The following is a 22,255-nucleotide window of genomic DNA, read 5'->3' as shown; positions in this document are numbered from 1 at the left end:
TTAAAACAATTGTACTAAATATGGTATAACTATTTTGGACTTAAATTTTTGTCTAATAAAACAAAGGAGATAAAATGAAAAAAATTAATTTTTTGAGTGGCGCACTTGCAGCTGCTGTTTTAGGTAGTGTGACGGTTACAACGCCGGTAATAGCTGGTGACGTTGTTAAACCTGCGGAGACATTTGTCACAATCGGTACTGGAGGCGTAACAGGAGTCTACTACCCGACGGGTGGATCAATTTGTAGGCTAGTCAATAAGGACAAGGCGAAACACCTTGTTCGCTGTACAGTTGAATCTACAGGCGGCTCAGTCTATAACATCAACACTATTCGTGCTGGCGAGTTAGATTTAGGTGTTGCACAGTCAGACTGGCAGTACCATGCATATAACGGAACCAGTAAGTTTGCTGATGCTGGAGCATTTACAGACTTAAGAGCTGTATTTTCTGTTCACCCTGAACCTTTTACTGTTGTAGCTAGGGCTGATTCAGGAATCCGTGACCTTATGGATTTAAAAGGTAAGCGAGTAAACATTGGTAATCCAGGATCTGGACAAAGAGGAACTATGGAAGTACTTATGGAGGCGCTTGGTTGGGATAAATCAACATTTGCTCTTGCTTCTGAACTGAAGTCTTCAGAGCAATCAAAAGCACTTTGCGATAATAAAATTGATGCAATGGTCTTTACTGTTGGCCACCCTTCAGGCTCAATTAAAGAGGCCACAACATCATGTGACAGTGTCTTAGTAAATGTCACTGGATCTGCAGTAGATGGGCTAGTTGCTAATAATGACTTCTATCGAACTGCTACAATCCCAGGTGGCATGTACAATGGAAACCCAGATGACACCGTAACATTTGGTGTGGGTGCAACAGTTGTATCTTCAACCGCAACATCCGAGCATGTAATCCATAGCATTGTGAAAGGTGTATTTGAAAACTTTGATAGTTTCAAAAAGCTTCACCCTGCATTTGCTAATTTAAAGAAAGCAGAAATGATTTCTGATGGCTTGTCTGCCCCACTCCATGATGGAGCAGCTAAGTACTATAAGGAAGTTGGATTGATGAAATATTAAGATATAAGTAATAAAAAAAGGATGGCTTTGCCATCCTTTTTTTTTCTAAAATATTCTTATGGAATCAGATATAGAAACTGGAATTAGAAGTCCAGAAAATAAATTAATTAGAGACTTATTAATCTACGTTGCAATGGCATGGTCAGTATTCCAGCTATACGTCTCTTCGCCTCTAGTTTTGGAATTTACCCCTTGGATGAATGCCGATGTTGTTAAAAGGGTCCATGTATCATTTGCAGGCTTTTTGGCATTTGTAAGTTATCCTGCATTCAAAGGATCGTCAAGAGTAAGAATTCCATGGTTTGATTGGTTAATGGGACTTCTCATAGCGTTGTCTTGTTTTTATTTGATTTATAATCAGGTATGGGATTCCAGGGCTTTTGAGATGCGTCTAGGGGTTCCAAACTCATCTGACTTATTTTTGAGTATTATTGGGCTTCTGCTTCTGTTAGAGGCTACAAGAAGATCCCTAGGGCCGCCACTAATGATTGTAGCAATAATCGCATTGACTTATGCGTTTATTGGAGCAGGTGGTTATGGAGGAGCTTCTCTAAATAAAATTGTTTCCCATATGTGGATTACGACAGAAGGAGCATTTGGCATAGCTGTTGGAGTCTCAGCAAGTATGGTTTTCTTGTTTGTTCTTTTTGGTGCATTATTGGAAAGGGCAGGAGCTGGTAATTACTTCATAAGGGTGGCATATGCCCTAACTGGACATTATCGAGGAGGTCCTGCAAAGGCTGCAGTAGTCTCGTCAGCAATGACGGGCATGATTTCTGGATCCTCTATTGCTAATGTTGTAACCACTGGAACCTTTACAATCCCATTAATGAAAAGGGTTGGTTTTTCCTCTGAAAAAGCTGGGGCAATTGAAGTTGCATCTTCAACGAATGGTCAACTCACTCCTCCAATTATGGGAACTGCCGCATTTCTAATGGTTGAGTATGTGGGAGTTTCTTACATTGAGGTCATTAAGCATGCTTTCTTGCCAGCAGTCATTTCATATATTGCACTTATATATATAGTTCATCTGGAAGCGCTAAAGTCTGGAATGGAGGGCCTTACTAGAACGAATAAACTCAATAAAGTTGATAGATTAATTGGTATATGCAGTGTTCTAATTGTTTTAGGTGTGCTTGTATGGGTGCTTCCTCCCTTCTTTGAATTCATCAAAGTAATAGGTGGAGAAGCAAGCACATTGATTATTGCATTAATTATGATAACTAGTTATCTTGCACTCTTATATTCAGTTTCAAAAATGCCAAATTTACCCTCTGGAGATATTATTGAAATTCCTGAAGTTGGTAAGACGGTCAAAGCAGGTTTGCATTTTTTGTTGCCAGTTATTTTATTAATCTGGTTATTAACTGTTGAGCGATTTTCGCCTGAAACTTCAGTCTACTGGGCGACCATGTTTATGATGTTTATAGTACTTACTCAAAAGTTTTTTTTAGGAGTATTTAGAGGCGAATCTAATATTACTCAACACTTATTTTCTAGTTTAACTGATCTAAAATTAGGTTTTGTGAATGGCGCAAGAAACATGATTGGTGTTGGTGTTGCGACTACTGCTGCAGGCATTATTGTTGGTACAGTAACATTGACTGGCGTTGGTCAGTTGATTATAGGCTGGGTTGAATTCATTGCTGCAGGCAACCTATTTTTAATACTTCTTTTTACAGCTATGATAAGCCTTATTTTAGGAATGGGTTTGCCGACAACGGCTAATTACATAGTAGTCTCAAGTTTAATGGCTCCCGTTATTATGAGCTTAGGAGCTGCTAATAATGTTGCTATTCCTCTTATAGCAGCTCATATGTTTGTATTTTATTTTGGTATCTTGGCTGATGATACCCCACCAGTAGGACTAGCCGCCTATGCAGCAGCAGCAATTTCTAAAGGGGATCCAATAAGAACTGGTATTCAGGGCTTTATTTATGATATGAGAACAGCTGTCCTTCCTTTCATTTTTATATTTAATACTCAGCTACTTATGATTGGAATAGACAGCGCAATTAGCTTTATATCAGTTGTTGTCTCATCTGTTATTGCAATCTTGCTTTTTGCTGCAGCAACCCAGGGTTACTGGATTGTTAAAAATCGATTATGGGAAACCGTTTTAATGCTAATTGTGGCATTTATGTTCTTTAGGCCAGGTTATTTTTGGGATAAGGTAGATCCTCCTTTTGAGAATATGCCAGGCAAGGACTTATTTACAGTGGCTGATAATATGACGGAGGGGGAGCCTATACGTTTTGTAGTTGAGGGTGAGACACTTGAAGGGGTTGAGAGAAGTTATACATTTTTATTGCCTTTAGCTGAAGGTGAATCAGGCAGAGAAAGAATAAATAATACAGGGGTGCAAATAGATGATTTGTTTGGAGACATGGAGGTTGCAATGGTTCTTCCAGGAATTTCAGGAAATCGAGCAATTAATAAACAGGTTGAGTCAATAAAAGTTGCTGGTGTTGATAGTGGATGGGTCATCACATCTGTTCTTCAAGAGAGGGAGACTATGCCAAAACAGATTGTATATATTCCAGCAGTATTATTGATAGGATTTGTCGGAATTGTGCAATTAAGAAGAAGGCGAAAAATTGTTAACTAACGTGTGATAGATTAATATGAAAATACATAATAATATTGAAAGTTTAAAAACTTCAGCCACTTTGGCTATCAATGAGTTATCTAAAGAGCTTATTGAAGAGGGCAAAGAGGTTTTTAAGTTTGGGCTTGGTCAATCACCATTCCCTGTACCCAAAGTAATTGTTGATGAGTTAAAAAAAAATTCTCACCAAAAAGATTATCTTAACGTGTCTGGCTTATTAGGCCTTAGAGAAGAAGTTGCTAGATATCATTCAAACAAAAATCAATACAATTATGATTCTGAAAATGTCATTATTGGGCCTGGATCAAAAGAATTAATTTTTCAAATTCAAATGGCTTTAGATTGTGATTTGTTACTTCCAAGTCCAAGTTGGGTTTCGTATGAGCCTCAAGCACAAATAATCAACAAAAAAATTCATTGGATTAATGCAACAGCAGAGAGCAATTGGCATCTTAACCCTGAGGATCTTGACAAGGTATGCGAGAATCTCAAGTCAGTTAATAAACTTTTAATTTTAAATTCTCCAAATAACCCTTCTGGGACAATACATGGAAATCTTGAAGATTTTGCAAGGATTGCAAGGAAACATAATATCATCATTATTGCGGATGAAATATATGCCGAACTAGATTTTACTGGGGAGTATAAATCACTCACTCATTTCTATCCTGAGAATACAATTATTAGTAGTGGGCTAAGCAAGTGGTGCGGTGCAGGAGGCTGGAGACTAGGAACGCTAACTTTTCCAAAAGAGTTAAGCTATATCAAAGACAGCATAAGAACTATTGCGAGTGAAACTTTTACCTCAGTTAGTGCGCCTATTCAGTATGCCGCAATTAAAGCCTACTCAGAGGATCATTCAGAGTTTCTAGAGCACTCTAGATTAATCCTAAAAACGATTGCAGAATATATTCATAAAGAGTTATCTTCTGTTGGAATAAAATGTCAAAAACCTCAAGGTGGTTTTTACATGATCTGCGATTTTTCGAATATTTCAAATATTGCTTCTAAAATTAATGATGACAAAATTTTGTGTCAAAAAATACTCAATGAGGTTGGCTTTGCAATGCTACCTGGTTCAGATTTTGGCTTGAAAGCTGACAAATTTTTAACACGCATCGCCTTTGTTGATTTTGATGGCTTAGCAGCACTCAAAATTATTAAAGACGATGATTTTTCTTCGAATAATTTATTAGATATAATTTGTCCACAAATTGTTAAAGGCGTTTCGGTTCTTAAAGAGTGGGTTCAAAATCAATAAAAATTATCAATATTTAATTAATAGTTATTTCAATCTATGAAATACAGAATTGAATCAGATTTCTTGGGTGAAATGAAAATATCTAGTGATGCTTATTACGGTATTCATACCCTACGCGCAGTAGATAATTTTCCAATAGCTGACGTTGCAATTTCAGTTTACCCAAATATTGTAATAGCTTATGCCATGGTTAAACTGGCTTGTGCTCGCGCCAATAACCAGCTAGGATTATTAGATAACGATATTTACCATCCAATAGTCGCTGCTTGTGAGAGGATTATCAATGGTGAGTTCCATGATCAGTTTATTGTTGAAATAATCCAGGGTGGTGCTGGAACCTCAACCAATATGAATGCTAATGAAGTTATTGCTAATGTTGCACTCGAATTAATTGGTAAAGAAAAGGGTGACTATGAAACAATATCACCGCTTAATCATGTCAATATGTCACAGTCAACGAATGACACCTATCCGACAGCTTTATTGGTTGGATTTTTGAAAGAGTATGACCCTCTATTGGAGGCAATCAAATCTCTCTCTGAGTCTTTTCATGCCAAAGGCGTCGAATTTGCCGACGTCATTAAAATGGGACGAACACAACTCCAAGATGCTGTTCCAATGAGTCTTGGACAGGAATTTACTGCTTTCGGTAATACATTGCTAGATGATATTAAAAGGCTTAATGAGATGTCTCAACTATTTTTGGAGGTCAATTTAGGTGCCACAGCTATTGGAACAGGTATTAATAGTCATCTAGATTATCCAAAAATAGCGGTAGAAGCCTTGGCAGATTTATCTGGACTCCCTTTGGTTCTTGCGCCAAATCCAATTGCTGCAACATCTGATACCAGTGCTTTTGTGTCATTCTCTTCTGTTCTTAAGCGAGTGGCCATAAAGCTTTCAAAAATCTCTAATGATTTAAGATTACTCTCTTCCGGCCCAATTGCTGGTTTTAATGAGATCAATCTTCCAGCAGTACAAGCAGGATCTTCAATTATGCCTGGAAAAGTTAATCCGGTAATTCCAGAGGCAGTCAATCAAACCGCTTTTCAGGTTATTGGAAATGATTTGGTCATTACATTGGCAGCAGAAGCTGGCCAAATGCAGCTCAATGCATTTGAACCTGTCTTAGCTGTTAATATTCTTCGTTCATTGCGCTACATGACTAATGCAATGGTCATGCTAAGAACAAAATGTGTCGATGGAATTACTGCGAATGTTGAAGTCTGCGCAAAATATGTTGAACAGAGTCCAGGTATAGCGACTTTCTTTACACCGCATTTAGGTTACAAAGAGTCAGCACGTATCGCTAAGAAATCACTTGCAGATGGAGTTACTGTGAGAGAAATCATCATTAAAGAAGGCTTGATGACTGAAGAACAGGTGAATGAAGTTTTGCATGTTGACAACCTCACAAAACCCAATATTCAATAATTTCGCTATCGTATAACGAGTATTATAATTTCAAATGTATTTATTCTTAGTTTGGAATAAGTACAGTAAGAGTTATTTTCAATAATTAGAGGCAATATTTTGGCTAAGCTATACTTTTATTATTCTGCAATGAATGCTGGTAAATCAACTTCCCTTCTTCAGTCAGCATACAACTATAAAGAGAGGGGCATGACTCCTCTTATTCTTTCTGCAGCAATTGACAATCGTTATAGTGTAGGAAAAGTTACTTCAAGAATTGGTCTTGAAGCAGAGGCGCATCTCTTTCATAAAGATGATGACTTGTTCAAAATTCTTTCTGAACAAAATCTTAAAGAGCCTATTGATTGTGTTTTGATTGATGAGAGTCAATTCCTTAGTAGAGAGCAAGTCATGCAATTGGCAAAAGCTGTTGATAGCTTTGATGTTCCAGTTTTGTGTTATGGAATTCGCACAGACTTTCGTGGAGAGCTTTTTCCTGGCAGTCAACATCTCCTTGCATGGGCCGATAATCTCATTGAATTGAAGACCATTTGTCACTGCGGAAGTAAAGCAACGATGGTGGTTCGTATTGATGAAAATGGAAACGTTATTGAGGATGGAGATCAGGTGGTTATTGGTGGTAATGATCGATACCAGTCGATGTGCAGAAAGCACTTTGCCGAACATATTTGGAAAAGCTGATCGCTAGTAAACAGACTATATGCTATGAGTGAGCTAACTATCCTCTTTTTATTGCTAGGCTCTTTTTCAGGTTTTGTAGCAGGTCTGCTTGGTATTGGTGGTGGTCTAATAATTGTGCCAATACTCCTTTATTTATTAGCACCATCAATTGATCAATCAATCTTAATGCATACTTCAATTGGTACTGCACTAGCGGTCATTGTCTTTACATCTATCTCAAGTCTTTATGCGCACCATCATCATGGGGCTATTCTTTGGAGAAACTTTGTTAAGCTTACTCCAACAATTTTAGTGGGCTCTTATAGTGGTGCTATTTTGGCTAAATATTTAAGCTTTGATTTTCTAAGGGTGTTCTTTGCCTTATTTGAAATTTGTGTTGCTTTAATTATGTGGTTCGGCATTAGCGCATCCGGCCATGCCGATAAGTTGTCAAGGTGGGTTTGGTCATTCGCGGGGTACGTTATAGGTTTGATTTCAGCCATGGTTGGGATTGGTGGAGGAACAATGACTACCCCATTCTTGGTGTATAACAATATTCAAATAAAAAATGCAATTGCTACTTCTGCAGCGGTAGGAATGCCTATTGCTATTGCTGGAAGCATTGGCTTTATGGTAGCTGGTTCATCTCAAGTTCTTCAAACTGGCGGCATTGGTTTTGTAAACTTTGAAGCGTTAATTACAATCGCTGCTTCAAGTGTTTTTTTTGCTCCATTAGGAGCAAAAGTGACGCACCTTATAGATAGCAATAAACTCAAAAAAGGGTTCTCAATTTTCTTGGCCTTTCTTGCATCAATGGTTATTTTATTTTAAATAAAGATTTTCTTTTGAAATGAGTTATGACTCATCACCAGCAAAATTTAAAGCAACTGAGTTTATACAGTAACGCTTTCCAGTGGGCTGAGGTCCATCGGGAAAAACATGGCCTAAATGAGCATCACATGAGGAGCATCTTACTTCAATTCTCATATGACCTAGTGAATCATCTTCTAGCTGCTTTACACATTCACTATTGGCGAGTTCATAAAAGCTTGGCCAGCCACTTCCTGAGTCAAATTTAGTGCTAGATTCGAATAAAAGTGCGTCGCAACAGATGCAGTGATAGTGACCAGTTTCACTATGGTTATAGTACTCACCAGAGAACGGTGGCTCTGTTCCACATTCTTGAGTGATATGATAGGCTTCGGGTGATAAATTATTCTTTTTGTCCATTCGTGTATTATAAGAGAAATTTAAGATCAACATCAATATCTAAAGTTAATATTTATGAAAGAATTTTTAGTCGGTGGTGCAATACGGGATAGAATTCTTGGTATCGCTAACGAGTCAACAGAAAAAGACTTTGTTGTAGTTGGGTCGTCTCCAGAAGAGATGGGTTCATTAGGATTTCGTCAGGTTGGGAAAGAGTTTCCAGTATTCCTTCATCCTGAAACGAAGGATGAGTATGCTCTGGCTCGTATAGAACGAAAGATTGGTAGGGGTTATAAGGGTTTTGCTTTTGATACAGCAAACTCTGTGACTTTGGAGCAGGATCTCTCTAGAAGAGATCTTACCATTAACGCCATAGCTCAAAATAAGGATGGAACTGGAGAATATATCGATCCCTTTGATGGAATCGAGGATTTAAAGCAGAAGAAACTTCGCCATGTATCTGATGCATTTACTGAGGATCCAGTGAGGGTTCTTAGGACGGCAAGATTTGCATCACGATTTGATTATCTTGGTTTTACAGTAGACCCTAAAACTCTTGACTTAATGAGAAAGATGGTCACTTCAGGTGAGGTAGATGCGCTTACTCCAGAGCGGGTTTTTAAGGAGATATCTCTTTCGATGGAGTCAAAGTCACCTTCAGTTTTCTTTGAACTTTTAATGGAGTCAGGCGCCTACCAAAGATTGTTTCCAATGCTGGAGGTTGTTCAAAATCAAAATTTTCAGATGCTAGATGTGCCAGATTTGGACCCTGAAGTAAAGTTCGCTCTCTGGCTATCTAATCAAAGCAGTACTAATATTGATTTGCTCTGCGAGCACCTTAAGTGCCCAAAAGATTTTCAGCAAATTGCTGAGCTTGTATCTACATGGCATCAATTTGCATCTGAATTCCTAAAGCATAGTCCTCAAGACGTATTAAATTTCTTTCTTAAAAGTGATGGGTTAAGGCGAAAAAAGAGGTTTGAAATTATTCTTACCGTTTTTGATAATCTTGGGTTAAATACAGCCCAAATTGTTCAATTACAAGTTCTACTTAACTCAATAAAGATTTCAGATTTAAAAAATTTGAATATTGCTCAAGAGCTATTAGAAGAAAGGTTGTCAGTTATTACTAGATTTCTCAAATCTGCAAAGTAGATCATAATCACAGTAATCACAGGCATGGGTTGTGGGTAAAACTTCTGCGACTCCTTCCTGAAATTTTTGACTTGCTGAATTGAGTTCTAGCTCCCACTCAGAAACCTGTTCATTCCATACCGGCATTCTTTTAATCGCTTGTTGACTTAATGGCAAATCAAATTTATTTTTTGTTATTGCCTTAAATTGACAATCTTTGGAGTTAACAGTTGCAAAGGCGATCCCAGCTATTGGATTAGTAATGGCGTAGATTGGAAGTTGAGCCTGATCTAAAGGATCGCCAGTTAGCTGACTTAAACTGACGTTCTGACCTGTTTTATAATCAATGATGAGATTTGTACCATCTTTCATTTGATCCATTCGATCTATTCGAGTAGAAAATTGAAGACCATTAACATCAACTTTGGACTCTGACTCTGTCTTGATGACTTGAAAGTATTCTCGATTTTTCTCAAGCTTAATATATTCATTGATAATTTTTATAAGCCTTTCCTTTTCAATTGATTTAAAGTTTGATTGAGAAATTAATTGAATGGCTGAATTAATATGTTTGTTGATTTCTTCCTGAAGTTTATCTTCAGGTAATTTTTTTAAATCTGAACTTGATGGTATTGCATTGAAAAAATTTTCTAATATTTTATGAACAAGGCTGCCCTGCTCAAGTCGACTGAGACCAATCTGAGGTTCATTAAATTCTTGAATATTTAGTCTACTAACAAACCCTTTGAAGCTACAACTTATTTGATCTTGGAGGGTTGCTACACCTCTCTTAATTTCAAAATTATCTAGCTCTGGAGCAATAAAATCATCCAATAATTCCATTTCTTTTGGAAGTGTTTCATGTCCAATGAAATTAGGATAATCCTCAAAATCTAAATAGGGTGAAGGGAGCTCATCGCGACTATTAGAGGTTTTGGAATAGCTAATTATTAGACTGCTACTAAGGTTTAATAGGTTATTAAGACTTACCTCGCTTTCTTTACTGATGAGTGTGAAACTTGTCTTTGGCAAACAATATTCAATAGAAGTTTTAGGAGGAATAAATAGGGGCATTTGTATTTTTCCTGGAAGGAAGTCGCTAGTCATACTGGAGACCCAGGCATAATCAAAGAATAATCCTTCAGCTTCCAATGAACCTAATATGTAAATATTAGCGGAGCCACTTTGAGGCTGGAATATAACTGCATTCATATGGGCAGTTAAAATTTCTATCACATCTTTAAGAGAGGATTTTTTGTAAAATGTTGACATCTTATTAAGGATCAAGCTTTCCACTTGATACTTTTCAAAAATTTGATACTCACTACTTGAAAGAGTTCGATCTGAAGTAAAGCCCCAGATAAGTAGCATTGAGTTGATTGCCTCTAATGAATCCTCTAAAGCTAATTTATTCGCAAATTCAAGAGTACTGATTGAAATCAAAATCTCTTTGAGCAATGAAGAGTCACTACACAATTCAATAACTTTTTTTGATTTACTCTTTTTAGAGTTAATTTTTAGAATTTTATTCACAAGCAGTGCGCGATTATTTTGCTCACTTCTAGCGCCTTTGATATATGGTGATGTAATTACCTGTATTAACAATTCATGTTCGACAAGACCATTAATAAGTTGAGAAGATAACTTCGTCATGGAAAAAAGATTTTTAATTAGAGGGTAATTGCTAAGCGGAACTCCCAAAGATATGTTGTAGGGCTTTTGATGAGTTTCAATGAGGTGGGACGAGAACTCAAGATCAAAGGATGATCTCACTATGTGTTGCAAGTCATTTAAATTTGGGATGACAATACCAATTTTTTTTTCTGGATTATTGAGATTGATTTGTTTGGCCCATTTTGCTATTGTGTTTAATTCAGATTCTTGGTCAGTGAATGAATAATTCTTTGAATGATTCATTATTTTACGACTTGAGAGTGGTAGGCATTTAAGGGTTTTGAAGAGCATTCTTTGCTCGGGTGTTGGTTCATTGAAACCATATTGGTAATATTGTTCTTCACTGTCTAGTACGTTCTTAAAATTGTCCAAAGACAAGCTAAAAATATCAGTTTGATCTATGCAAAGATTGTTATCTTTAAATTTTTCATATCTATCGATTAATTCAACGTAAAGCCTAGATGTAATGGATGGAAAAGTTTTTATTTCAGCAACTGAAATGCCATAGCTCTTAGAGAGTCTGTAGCATTTAATTAGCTCATCAATAAAAGTGTCAGGATTTTTAACAGAACTATCTTTACAAAACTTTTTTAACATGAACCTTAACTCAAGTTGGCTTAGTAGGCGATATTCTTTTGTTGGATGATTAGATCTCCAGAACTTTTCAATCCAAGATTGATAAGAGAATATTTTTGGCATTTTGGAAGTGCCACTTTTAAGCCGCATTGATTGCTTAATAGCAAGAGCTTGACGATTATTCGCAGCAATAATCGTATCTTTTGACTGAATATCTGAGAGATCTATATTAACTCTCATTATTCATTTCAAATACCTCGTCTAAATACATACAGAGTTCAGGAACACCTTCCTTTTTTAAAGATGAGAAGAGCTGGACATTGACTGAAGGAAAATCTTTGACCGCTTTCATAACTGAGAGTCTAGCGGAACTTGCAGCACCCTTTTTTAATTTATCAGATTTAGTTAATAAGATGTTTACTGAGACTTTACTGTTGACACACCACTCCAACATCATTTGGTCGAAAGGTTTAAGAGGATGGCGGCAATCCATTACCAGTATAGCGGCCTTGATACATTTACGATTATCAAAGTATTGACTCATATTCTGATGCCAATCCCGCTTAACTGAATCCGGAACTTTGGCGTAGCCATAACCTGGCAGGTCAACAAGTCTTCGTTCATTATCAAGCTCAAAGAAAACAAGGTGCTGAGTTCTGCCCGGTGTCCTGCTGACTTTAGCCAATTTCTTTTGTTCAGTGAGTGTGTTGATTGCACTGGATTTTCCTGCATTAGAGCGGCCTGCAAAAATCACCTCATAGCCACTATCATTAGGACAGCCTTTAAGAGAAGGACACGATAAGAGAAATTTAGCTTGACGGTAGGAATTATGCATAATTCAAGTATTGCGAGGCTTTTAATCCATTATATAATCTTTATTTATTGAGTTCTCATTACATTCTAATCTTATAGGTAATTTTGACGACATATGGATAACGAAATATATCTAAAAAGAAAATATAAGCATTTTTCTGAAGACGATAATTTAAATGAACCTTTAGCTATATACAATGCTAAAGTGCATCGAGACTGGATTGATTACAATGGTCATATGAGTGAATCCTTTTACCTCTATGCATTTGGTGATGCGTCTGATGCTTTATTTCAATATATAGGGATTGATAATAACTATAGGCTGGCTGGACAATCCTTCTATACAGTTGAAACTCACATTAATTACTATTTGGAGGCTTCTGAGGAAGAACCCTTAGCCTTTGCAACACAAATATTAGGACTAGATTCGAAAAGGCTTCACATTTTTCATCAGATGTTCCATGAAGTCACTGGAAGCCTATTAGCTACCACAGAACAAATGTTAATCCATGTAGATATGAAGAAAGCAAAAGCAAGCGAGATTAGCCCTTCTGTGTTTGCAATTCTTGAAAAAATATGGGAATCTCACCAAAAATTAACGTTACCCAAGCAAAAGGGGCGTGTAATGAGCGTTAATAAATAAATTAATTTAATCTAAGGATAAAAAATGGATTTTGGACTGTCAAATGAGCAACAAATGATTATTGATTCTGTCAAAAGTTTTGTTGAAAAGGAGCTCTATCCCCATGAAGATGAAGTTGAAAAGAGCAATAAGATCGAAGATTCAGTTGTAGAGAAAATAAAGCAAAAAGCTATTGAAAGTGGTATTTATGCATGCAATATGCCTGAAATTCATGGTGGAGGTGGACTTGATACATTAACATTATGTCTTTTAGAGAAAGAATTGGGAAAAGCTAATTTTGGACTTCAGTACATTGTCGCAAGGCCAAGTAATATTTTATTGGCTTGTAAAGGGTCTCAAGTAGATAATTACCTTCTACCCACTATTCGAGGAGAAAAGGTTGACTGTCTTGCAATGACAGAGCCTAATGCTGGTTCAGATGTCCGTTCTATGAAGTGTAAAGCTGAGCGAGATGGTGAGGATTTTGTAATTAATGGGTCTAAGCATTTTATAAGTCATGCTGATATGGCTGACTTCGTAATTTTATTTGCAGCTTCAGGGGTTGAACAAACTTCTAGGGGTGAGAAAAAAAAGATTACTAGTTTTTTAGTTGATATGGGTACTCCTGGTTTTTCTGTTGAGCCTGGATATAACAGTGTCTCTCATAGAGGCTATCATAATTTTATATTGAATTTTGATAACTGCCGCGTCCACGAATCTCAAGTCCTGGGAGATGTTGATCATGGTTTTGATGTAGCTAATGAGTGGTTAGGTGCTACTCGGTTATCTGTTGCTGCTATGTGTCTTGGTAGAGCTGAAAGAGCTTTACAGATTGCCACAGAGTGGGCTGCGACACGAGAACAATTTGGTCAACGTATTGGGAAATTTCAAGGTGTCTCTTTTAAGCTTGCCGATATGTCAATGGAACTTCAGGCTGCTGAACTCTTAACGCTTAAGGCTGCTTGGAAAGATACTCAAGGAGAAATGACTAATAGTGATGCTGCTATGGCAAAACTGAAGGCTACTGAAACACTCGCAATGATTTCAGATGAGGCCATTCAAATATTAGGTGGGATGGGCTTGATGGATGAACTACCTTTAGAGAGGATATGGCGCGATCATCGAGTTGAAAGAATCTGGGATGGTACTAGCGAAATTCAAAGACACATTATTTCTAGATCACTTCTAAGGCCATTTGAGTAGTTTGTTATGAGCAGAAGTGACTTGCATCGATTAATATCTCCAAAATCAATTGCTGTAGTTGGAAATCGAGGTGCTGATTTTGCTATTAAAGAGTCTAAGAAGTTAGGTTTTAATCATCAAATATGGTCTGTACATCCAACATTGGATAGTCTTGAAGGTATTCAATGTTATCGTGACATTAAAGATTTGCCAGAGGCTCCTGATGCAACGTTTATCGCTGTTAATGCAGAGTCAGCTATCGAAATCGTTTCTGATCTCAAGTCAATGGGCGGCGGCGGAGCGGTTTTATATGCCTCCGGATTTGCAGAGGTTGGTGATGAGGGCGTTAAACGAAATCAGAGATTAGTCGAGGCGGCAGATGGAATGCCGCTCATTGGCCCAAACTGTTACGGATTCATTAATAGCTTGGATAGATTTGCACTTTGGCCTGATGTTCATGGATGTGAACCTGTCAAAGAGGGTGTTGCAATTATTACTCAAAGCGGCAATATTGGCCTAAATATGACTATGCAGTCTTCTGGACTTCCAATCGCCTACATGTTTACGCTAGGTAATCAATCAAACACAAATATTGCAGATATTATTCATGCAATGTTAGATGACTCAAGAGTTAATGCCATTGGGCTTCATATTGAGGGCATTAATGATATAGCATCATTTGATAATGCTGCCAGAAGAGCAATTAAAATGAAGGTGCCAATCATTGCAATTAAATCAGGAAAAACTTTAGCTTCTGCAAAGATTGCGCTCAGTCATACAAGCTCATTGACAGGGTCAGATGAATTGTTTAGTTTCTTTTTTGAAAGACTCGGTATCGCCCGAGTCAATTCAGTTCCTGAGTTTCTTGAAACTCTGAAGCTGCTCAGTGTTTTAGGAGTGATTGACCATCATGGAGTTGCCTCTATGAGCTGCTCAGGGGGTGAGGCGGGGATGATGGCCGATCTAATTGATGGCATGGAGATTACATTTCCAAGCCTCACTGATTCTCACAAAAATAAAGTCAAACAAACACTGAATGAATATGTTGAGGTAGATAATCCACTGGATTATCATACATTTGTTTGGGGTGATCGAAAAAAAACATCAGAGTGTTTTAAACAAATGATTAATGGAAGTTTTGCTGCCACTATGTTGCTTTTAGATTGGCCAAAAACGCCAGAATCTGAACAGAAAGATTGGGACACAACGCTTTTGGCCCTTTCTGATGCAATCACTGGAACAAGTGAAAAAGCAATCGTGCTTGCATCGATGGCAGACTGCATGCCGAAACGAATTATAGATGAATGCCTAAACTTTGGAATTACACCAATGGTTGGCCTAGATACTTGCCTTAAGGCGCTCAATCATTCTTACAAAATTGGCTGCGCTTTTAAGAAAAATGAAGTCCCAGAAATAAACATACTTCAAACTCAAATAGACAATAAAAACACTAAGCAACTAACTGAATATGAGGGTAAGCAACTGATTCAGGATTATGGCGTTTCAATTCCTAAGGGAGGGATCATAACTAATGTATCTGAGGCTTTAAGGGCTGCTGAAGAAATCACTTATCCAGTTACACTTAAAATTTCTGATACTGACTTGTCCCATAAGACTGAGCTTGGAGCTGTCAGGCTAAATATTCAAGACTCTGGAATGCTGGAGAAAGCTTGCCATGATTTGTTCAAAATGGGCCCTTCTTTATTAATTGAAAGAATGATTAATGATTCTGTGTGCGAACTAATCATTGGAGTTGATTATGACCCTTCATTTGGAAAGTACGTCATTATTGGTGGTGGCGGTATTTTTGTTGAAATACTAAAAGATAGCTCAGTATTGCTATTACCTGCATCAAGGAGTGATGTTCTATTGGCACTCTCAAAACTCAAAGTGTATGCCTTGCTTGAGGGTTACAGAGGGAGTCCAAAGGGGGATATAGAATCGGTTGTCGATGCGGTTATCTCAATCATTGCGTTAATTCAAAAAAATGATGTTTTAGAGTTGGACATCAATCCACTGATTGTTTTGGAAGAAAAAAAAGGTGCTGTTGCAGCTGACGTACTTATCAGGTTAAATTCAGACTAGGAACTTTATATTGAGAGAATTATGAATAATGCTGTAAATTTTGAATTGTATGATGAAGTGATGCTCATCACTTTGGACCGTCCAAAAGCGAATGCGATTGACGCCAAAACGAGCCATATGCTTGGGGAGGTTTTCATTCGTTTTAGGGATGATGACAGCCTACGAGTTGCTATCATTACTGGCGCTGGAGATCGTTTTTTTTGTGGAGGTTGGGACTTAAAAGCGGCATCAGAGGGAGAGGCTGTTGATGCAGATTTTGGGCCTGGAGGCTTTGCAGGACTTACTGAACTATGGGATTTAGATAAGCCAGTCATTGCCGCTGTCAATGGACTAGCAGTTGGTGGCGGCTTTGAGTTGGCGCTTGCAGCAGACCTGATTATTGCATCCAGTCATGCAGAGTTTTTTGTTCCTGAGGCCACCCTGGGGATCATTCCAGATAGTGGCGGCGTCTTAAGGCTCCCTCGCAGACTTCCAAGGGCAGTGGCTATGGACATGTTAATGACTGGGCGAAGAATGAATGTTGATGAAGCCAAACATTTTGGTCTTGTTAATCGAAGTTGCGACCCGGAGCATTTAATAAATGAGGCACTTGATTGGGCTCATCAGATTGCTCAGTCTGCCCCACTATCATTGGCTGCAATAAAGTCAGTTATTCGAGAAACTGAGACTATGGATTTAGAAAGTTCATATGAGTGTATGCGATCTGGAGAGATTGAAGCTTACCAAAAGATGCTTCGTTCAGAAGATGCTAAAGAGGGGACTCTCGCTTTTTCAGAAAAACGATCCCCAAAATGGAAAGGAAAATAACAAATTAGAAATTGGTATAATCTATTGGTCTGTTTTTGATAGGGTGTTTATTAAATGAAGAAGATTTTATATATATTAATCACTTTTATTTTTGCTACTTTCTCTGTGAGCTCACTCGCTAATAGTGAAGGAGAGGCAATGTATAGTGCATTGGGATGTGCCAGTTGCCATGGTGCAAATGGCCGCTCTATTGATGACTCTATCCCTTCTCTAGCAGGCAAAGATGTTGATTGGATTGTTCAACAGCTTGAGTATTTTCAATCTGGCGAAAGACAAAATGCGTACATGAATGCGATGGCTCCAATGGCTGAAGGCTTTGAGAGATCGATAGCAGAATATCTCTCAATTCAAGACCCTCAAAAATAAATCTTTTCTTTTAAATTTTGCATCATTAGAGGGTTTCTTATCCTCAATTTATAACGTATAATTTCACTGAATTTTTTGGAGATTGAGAATGAAAAAAATCATTATTATTTTAGCTTCTTTACTTATCACCTCTTTGAGTAATCCGATCATAGCGGCAGGAGATGCTGAAGCAGGCCAAGCAAAAACTGCTACTTGTATGGGTTGTCATGGTCTTGCAGGAAACAGTACGATTCCAAACTTTCCTAAATTAGCTGGCCAGGGTGAAACTTACATTTTAAAGCAGCTACAATATTTCAAGTCAGGTGAAAGAGAGAATGCAATGATGGCGGGTGTCGCTTCAATGCTTTCTGATCAAGACATGGAAGATATTGCAGCCTACTATTCAATTCAAACGATTAGTGAAAATTCTGCTAAGGGCTCAGAGGAAATGATTGAGCTTGGTAGAAAAATTTATGTGGGTGGTAAGATGGACACTCAAACGACAGCATGTATCGCTTGCCATGGAGCCAAAGGAAAAGGAATTCCAACAGCTGGTTTCCCGGCTGTAGCGGCTCAGCATGCAGACTATACATCCTCTCAGCTAATGGCTTTCCGTCAGTATTCTATTAACGAGCAGACTGGTTCTGAGGGCGTTGAAAGAGTCAATGCGATGATGAACAATGTTGCGATGGGCTTAACAAACGAAGAGATTGACGCATTGTCTCAGTATATCGCGGGACTCCATTAACACTTGAGAGTTGTTGGGCTAAATTTTATTTAGTCCATCCTCTCTGTATTTCCATCCACCGTCAATATTTGACCTGAAACTCTCCTGGCTTCTTCGGACAGAAGAAAGACAACCATATTGGCAATATCCTCTTTGTCAACAAATGTTTTAAGTGAGACCATACTCTCAAAATCCTCTCTGAGCTCCTTTTCATCAACTCTGAGAGATTCTGACTTTGCTTTTATGACTCGGTCAATTCGATCCCCTGAAACTGATCCAGGGCAAATCGCATTGACTCTTATGTTGAACTCGCCAAGCTCCATGGCCAAGGATTTTGTCACTCCAATAATGGCCCACTTAGAGGCCGCATAAGGGGTCCTTAAAGGGAATCCAAAAATTCCTGCTGTAGAAGACAGGTTGACAATTGAGCCGCCACTCCACTTTAGGAGAGGGATTGCATCTTTTGTAAAATAGAAATGACTATTTAAATTGGTATCGATTGTGTTTTTCCAGTCATCAACTGAGACATCTTCCATCATTCCAGTTGGCCCAGCAATACCAACATTATTAATCAAAGCACTAATACTTGATACTTTATTTGAGAGAGATTCAAAGTATTGGGCAACTGATTCAGGGTCACTCGCATTGATATTTTCTATGAATAATCTTTTATTGATGAGTGGGTGCTTGTTGAGCTCGTCAATTTTTTTTTGATTGATGTCAGAGGCATAGACCGTATATCCTTTCTCTAGCAATGTGTTCGCAATGCACCAGCCAATCCCATCTGCCGCTGCTGATATAACTACATTTTTGCTCACAGCGCCAAAGTCTAATGTGTTTTTGTGAGTGCTACAGAGAGCTCATCTGAGGTGATATAGCCTTTCGTTGTTCCTTTTTTATCAACGACCTCGATTGTTGACCTGTCCTTTAATACCTTAGGGACCAGATCTTCAATAAAAGTATCCTCATCATATTTGTAAGTTGAAGATGGTTTTGTTGAGGATTTGTCAAATTTATCAAGCTTTGTCATGATTGTTTTAGCTCTGAGAACTTTTGAGCGATTGACATCTTTGACGAATGCTTTCACATAGTCGTCTGCAGGATTTAAGATAATATCCTCTGGCCTGCCCACCTGAACTAGCCTTCCTCCATTCAGTATTCCAATGTGATCACCCAGTTTCAGGGATTCGTCCAGATCATGAGTTATGAATACAATTGTTTTTTTGAGTTTAGCTTGAAGGTCAACCAATTGGTTTTGCATTTCGCTTCTGATGAGAGGGTCTAATGCACTAAAAGCCTCATCCATTAAAAGAATTTCTGGGTCAGTTGCAAGGGCTCTTGCAAGTCCCACCCTCTGCTGCATCCCTCCGGAGAGTTGCGCAGGATATTGATGTTCAAATCCATCAAGTCCAACTGCACTGATTTGACCTTGAGCAATTTCGCGTCTCTGGTCCTCTGGTACCTCTTGAATCTCGAGGCCATAGGCCACATTCTCAATAATGGTTTTGTGAGGGAAAAGCCCAAAGCGCTGAAAAACCATACTCATGGTTTTTTTTCTGAACTCCAGGATTTCTTTTTCATCCAAAGTGCATACATCAACGTTATTGACTAAAACTTCACCCGCGGTAGGATCAATAAGCCTATTAATGTGCCTAATGAGGGTTGATTTTCCTGAGCCAGAAAGCCCCATGCATACAAATATTTCACCCTCCTCAATAGACAGAGAGACATTATCAAGGCCAACAGTATGACCCGTATCCTCCATCACTTGCTCTTTAGAGGCGCCATCTTTAACCATTGGCATTACTTGCTGAGGGTTAGGACCAAATATTTTATAAATATTATTTATTTCGATTTTTGACATAATAGGGGTCTATTTTGGTGGTTGGTTTCTGTCTTGAATTTTTTTACCATAAGCCTGGGTAATTCTATCTAGCACGATCGCTAGGAGAACAATTGCAAGTCCGGCTTCAGTTGCTTTACCAACGTTTAACTGTTGGAGTCCAAGTAGAACTTCGTCACCAAGTCCCCTCGTTCCAATCATGGATGCAATTACAACCATGGCTAATGCCATCATCGTACACTGATTAATGCCCTGCATAATATTTGGAAGGGCAAGTGGTAGCTGGACGCCCAGTAGTTTCTGTCTTTTGCTTGCACCAAAGGCTTCAGCAGCCTCAATGACTTCCGTGTCAACTAAGGTAATTCCTAGGTCAGTTAAACGAACTAGAGGCGGTACAGCATAAATAACGGTTGCAATAATTGCTGGAACTGCACCTAATCCAAAAAGCATAATGCCAGGAATGAGGTAACAAAAGCTAGGAATGGTTTGCATTAAATCTAGAACGGGTAGTATTGCATTACGAAGTTTGTTGTTTCTTGCCATTGCAATACCTAGAGGAATACCAATAACAATACATATGAGAATTCCAATAATCATGATTGAGGTTGTTTCTATGGCTTTATCCCAAAACTTGGGATGAAGGAAGCCTATAAAAAATGTACAGATTCCTACGAATACGGTTGTTCCAACTTTTCTTCCACTAGAAAAGAACACAATTGCAACAACGAGTGCGATGACCACTGGCCAAGGCAAAACAATTAAGAATTTTTTGAGTGATAGAATCGCACCAAGAAGAAAGTCATTGATTACTTCAAAGTAAATTCCATACTTTTCGTTGAAGACCTTGAAGCCATCATTAATCCATTTCATTAATGGAATATCTAGCCATTTTGGCCAATCATAAAGCCAACTGGGATCAGTTAAGAGCTCCATTACACTGTCGGGCTTCCTTTTAGATGAGTTGTAGCTTACAACTAAAAGCCAAACAAAGATTATGGGAAAAGTAAAGTACGTGAGAAATTTTCTTATCATGATGCTTATTCTATTTAAAAAAAGAGCCCACAAGTGGGCTCTTTTTTAGATCTTATCTAACTTATAGAGCTGCAGATACTTTAGCAGCTACGTCTGCTGGTACCCAAGCTTTCCATGTGTCATCGTTCGCTAAGTACTCCATTGCAGTTAGCTCCATATCACCATCTGACTCATCTTCATAGAATGCAAGCAGTCTATTAACTTGTGCAGTTGGTATGCTATATGCTTCAATGAATGCAGTCTCATCAGGATGAGAATCAGCCCATGCAGCAAGAACTGACTTGTCTAATGACATGTCTCTGTACTCCACTCCACAAGTTGGCTTCCATGCATCTGTTCCATTAGCCTTGATATCTTCAACAACAACTTGCATTGATGCCCAGCACTCGGCGTTAAATGGTGGCTCAGCTAGTCTTACTAAATCAACTTTGCCCATCAGACCTGTTGGCGCCCAATAGTAAGTAAAGATTGGCTGCTTTTTAGCAAACGCACCTGCGATTGCTGCATCAAGCGCACCACCTGAACCTGGATCAAAGTTAGTGTAGTATTTATCTAATCCGTAAGCTTTTTGTTTAACAAGGTTAATCGTGTAGCAAGTCCAGCCACCAATACAACTTGTCATTCTTCCCATTGAAGGGTTTTCTGGATCACTGAATAACGCAGCAACTTCAGGGTTATTCATATCTAAAACATTAGTAAGGTTGTACTTGTCAGCGGTCGCTCTATCAACATAGAATGCTTGCTGAGAGTCAGGCGTATTAATTCCTAGGTTTCTTACTGTTCCTGCAGCTTCGTGACTATCATAAGTATCTTTAATGTTGTCATACCAAAGCTCAGTCACAACATCAAGCTGTCCATCATAGTGTGCAGCCATAATAGGTGTTGTACTTCCTTTTGTTATAGAAACATCGCAACCATAGCCGTGCTCTAAGATAAAGCCAGCAATTGCCGTATGAATGTTGGCACTACTCCAGTCAAAATCAGCTAGTCTTGCTTTTCCGCAGTCAGCGCTCACAACTCCTGGCACTAGAGCAACAGAAATAACTGTTACAGCTAATAATTTATTTATTAGTTTCATTTTCTCTCCTTAATTTTAAAAATAAATCCACTGAAAAAAAGTGGATTAAATCAAGTTTAACTTAATTCATGTGTGATTGAAATACTATT

General features: G+C 38.2%; 20 protein-coding genes. 13 read left to right on the top strand and 7 right to left on the bottom strand.

Going from position 1 to position 22,255, the window contains the following annotated elements:
• Positions 1–74 precede the first annotated feature (74 nt).
• The 6 genes from AC5YGB_RS07445 to AC5YGB_RS07420 all read left to right on the top strand — a co-directional run bounded on the left by AC5YGB_RS07445 (position 75) and on the right by AC5YGB_RS07420 (position 7,870).
• Positions 75–1,076, top strand: coding sequence for a TAXI family TRAP transporter solute-binding subunit (locus tag AC5YGB_RS07445; RefSeq protein WP_496137138.1), 1,002 nt, complete (start codon positions 75–77; stop codon positions 1,074–1,076).
• 58 nt (positions 1,077–1,134) lie between these two features.
• A complete protein-coding gene (locus AC5YGB_RS07440; RefSeq protein WP_496137137.1) occupies positions 1,135–3,684 on the top strand; it encodes a TRAP transporter fused permease subunit in 2,550 nt (849 codons plus the stop codon).
• A gap of 16 nt (positions 3,685–3,700) precedes the next feature.
• Complete coding sequence (locus AC5YGB_RS07435) at positions 3,701–4,945, top strand: aminotransferase class I/II-fold pyridoxal phosphate-dependent enzyme (protein WP_496137136.1); 1,245 nt, start codon at positions 3,701–3,703, stop codon at positions 4,943–4,945.
• Between the two features lie 36 nt (positions 4,946–4,981).
• Entirely contained in the window at positions 4,982–6,379 is a 1,398-nt protein-coding gene (locus tag AC5YGB_RS07430) for an aspartate ammonia-lyase (RefSeq protein WP_496137135.1), read from the top strand.
• A 99-nt stretch (positions 6,380–6,478) separates the two neighbouring features.
• The gene (locus AC5YGB_RS07425; RefSeq protein ID WP_020028419.1) at positions 6,479–7,060 is read left to right on the top strand and encodes a thymidine kinase; all 582 of its coding nucleotides are present in this window, start codon (positions 6,479–6,481) and stop codon (positions 7,058–7,060) included.
• A gap of 24 nt (positions 7,061–7,084) precedes the next feature.
• Entirely contained in the window at positions 7,085–7,870 is a 786-nt protein-coding gene (locus AC5YGB_RS07420) for a TSUP family transporter (RefSeq protein ID WP_496137134.1), read from the top strand.
• A 24-nt stretch (positions 7,871–7,894) separates the two neighbouring features.
• Here the strand turns inward: AC5YGB_RS07420 and msrB are convergent, their stop codons facing one another.
• On the bottom strand, positions 7,895–8,269 hold the full coding sequence (gene msrB / locus AC5YGB_RS07415; protein WP_020023900.1) for a peptide-methionine (R)-S-oxide reductase MsrB: 375 nt from the start codon (positions 8,267–8,269) through the stop codon (positions 7,895–7,897).
• 54 nt (positions 8,270–8,323) lie between these two features.
• Here msrB and AC5YGB_RS07410 point away from each other — a divergent pair, with 54 nt between their 5' ends.
• Positions 8,324–9,403, top strand: coding sequence for a tRNA nucleotidyltransferase/poly(A) polymerase-related protein (locus AC5YGB_RS07410; RefSeq protein WP_496137133.1), 1,080 nt, complete (start codon positions 8,324–8,326; stop codon positions 9,401–9,403).
• Here AC5YGB_RS07410 and AC5YGB_RS07405 read toward each other — a convergent pair.
• Together AC5YGB_RS07405 and yihA are read right to left on the bottom strand one after the other, a co-directional pair.
• Complete coding sequence (locus AC5YGB_RS07405) at positions 9,368–11,872, bottom strand: PD-(D/E)XK nuclease family protein (RefSeq protein ID WP_496137132.1); 2,505 nt, start codon at positions 11,870–11,872, stop codon at positions 9,368–9,370. The genes AC5YGB_RS07410 and AC5YGB_RS07405 overlap by 36 nt on opposite strands.
• Positions 11,862–12,467: a ribosome biogenesis GTP-binding protein YihA/YsxC gene (yihA, locus tag AC5YGB_RS07400; protein ID WP_020023903.1), complete on the bottom strand. Its 606-nt coding sequence runs from the start codon at positions 12,465–12,467 to the stop codon at positions 11,862–11,864. Before yihA ends, AC5YGB_RS07405 begins: the two co-directional genes overlap by 11 nt.
• Positions 12,468–12,560: 93 nt before the next feature.
• Here yihA and AC5YGB_RS07395 point away from each other — a divergent pair, with 93 nt between their 5' ends.
• The 6 genes from AC5YGB_RS07395 to AC5YGB_RS07370 all read left to right on the top strand — a co-directional run bounded on the left by AC5YGB_RS07395 (position 12,561) and on the right by AC5YGB_RS07370 (position 18,234).
• A complete protein-coding gene (locus tag AC5YGB_RS07395) occupies positions 12,561–13,088 on the top strand; it encodes a thioesterase family protein (RefSeq protein ID WP_496137131.1) in 528 nt (175 codons plus the stop codon).
• Positions 13,089–13,112: 24 nt separating this feature from the next.
• The gene (locus AC5YGB_RS07390) at positions 13,113–14,270 is read left to right on the top strand and encodes an acyl-CoA dehydrogenase family protein (protein WP_020026313.1); all 1,158 of its coding nucleotides are present in this window, start codon (positions 13,113–13,115) and stop codon (positions 14,268–14,270) included.
• A 6-nt stretch (positions 14,271–14,276) separates the two neighbouring features.
• Positions 14,277–16,334: an acetate--CoA ligase family protein gene (locus AC5YGB_RS07385; protein ID WP_496137130.1), complete on the top strand. Its 2,058-nt coding sequence runs from the start codon at positions 14,277–14,279 to the stop codon at positions 16,332–16,334.
• 21 nt (positions 16,335–16,355) lie between these two features.
• The gene (locus tag AC5YGB_RS07380) at positions 16,356–17,141 is read left to right on the top strand and encodes an enoyl-CoA hydratase-related protein (RefSeq protein WP_496137129.1); all 786 of its coding nucleotides are present in this window, start codon (positions 16,356–16,358) and stop codon (positions 17,139–17,141) included.
• 54 nt (positions 17,142–17,195) lie between these two features.
• Positions 17,196–17,507, top strand: coding sequence for a c-type cytochrome (locus tag AC5YGB_RS07375; protein WP_496137128.1), 312 nt, complete (start codon positions 17,196–17,198; stop codon positions 17,505–17,507).
• Between the two features lie 88 nt (positions 17,508–17,595).
• Positions 17,596–18,234 carry a c-type cytochrome gene (locus AC5YGB_RS07370; RefSeq protein WP_496137127.1) on the top strand — a complete coding sequence of 213 codons (639 nt, stop codon included), beginning with the start codon at positions 17,596–17,598 and terminating at the stop codon, positions 18,232–18,234.
• 29 nt (positions 18,235–18,263) lie between these two features.
• Here the strand turns inward: AC5YGB_RS07370 and AC5YGB_RS07365 are convergent, their stop codons facing one another.
• The 4 genes from AC5YGB_RS07365 to AC5YGB_RS07350 all read right to left on the bottom strand — a co-directional run bounded on the left by AC5YGB_RS07365 (position 18,264) and on the right by AC5YGB_RS07350 (position 22,166).
• Positions 18,264–19,031, bottom strand: a complete 768-nt coding sequence (locus tag AC5YGB_RS07365) for an SDR family oxidoreductase (RefSeq protein WP_496137126.1) — start codon at positions 19,029–19,031, stop codon at positions 18,264–18,266.
• An 11-nt stretch (positions 19,032–19,042) separates the two neighbouring features.
• On the bottom strand, positions 19,043–20,077 hold the full coding sequence (locus tag AC5YGB_RS07360; RefSeq protein ID WP_020026316.1) for a quaternary amine ABC transporter ATP-binding protein: 1,035 nt from the start codon (positions 20,075–20,077) through the stop codon (positions 19,043–19,045).
• Between the two features lie 9 nt (positions 20,078–20,086).
• Positions 20,087–20,989 carry an ABC transporter permease gene (locus AC5YGB_RS07355; protein WP_020023912.1) on the bottom strand — a complete coding sequence of 301 codons (903 nt, stop codon included), beginning with the start codon at positions 20,987–20,989 and terminating at the stop codon, positions 20,087–20,089.
• Positions 20,990–21,149: 160 nt separating this feature from the next.
• The gene (locus tag AC5YGB_RS07350) at positions 21,150–22,166 is read right to left on the bottom strand and encodes a glycine betaine ABC transporter substrate-binding protein (RefSeq protein WP_496137125.1); all 1,017 of its coding nucleotides are present in this window, start codon (positions 22,164–22,166) and stop codon (positions 21,150–21,152) included.
• Positions 22,167–22,255: the final 89 nt, after the last annotated feature.

Source organism: Candidatus Pseudothioglobus sp. uisw_142 (assembly GCF_059512465.1).
The sequence above is the reverse complement of the archived record's forward strand: the minus strand, read 5'-3'. Positions and strand labels throughout refer to the sequence as shown.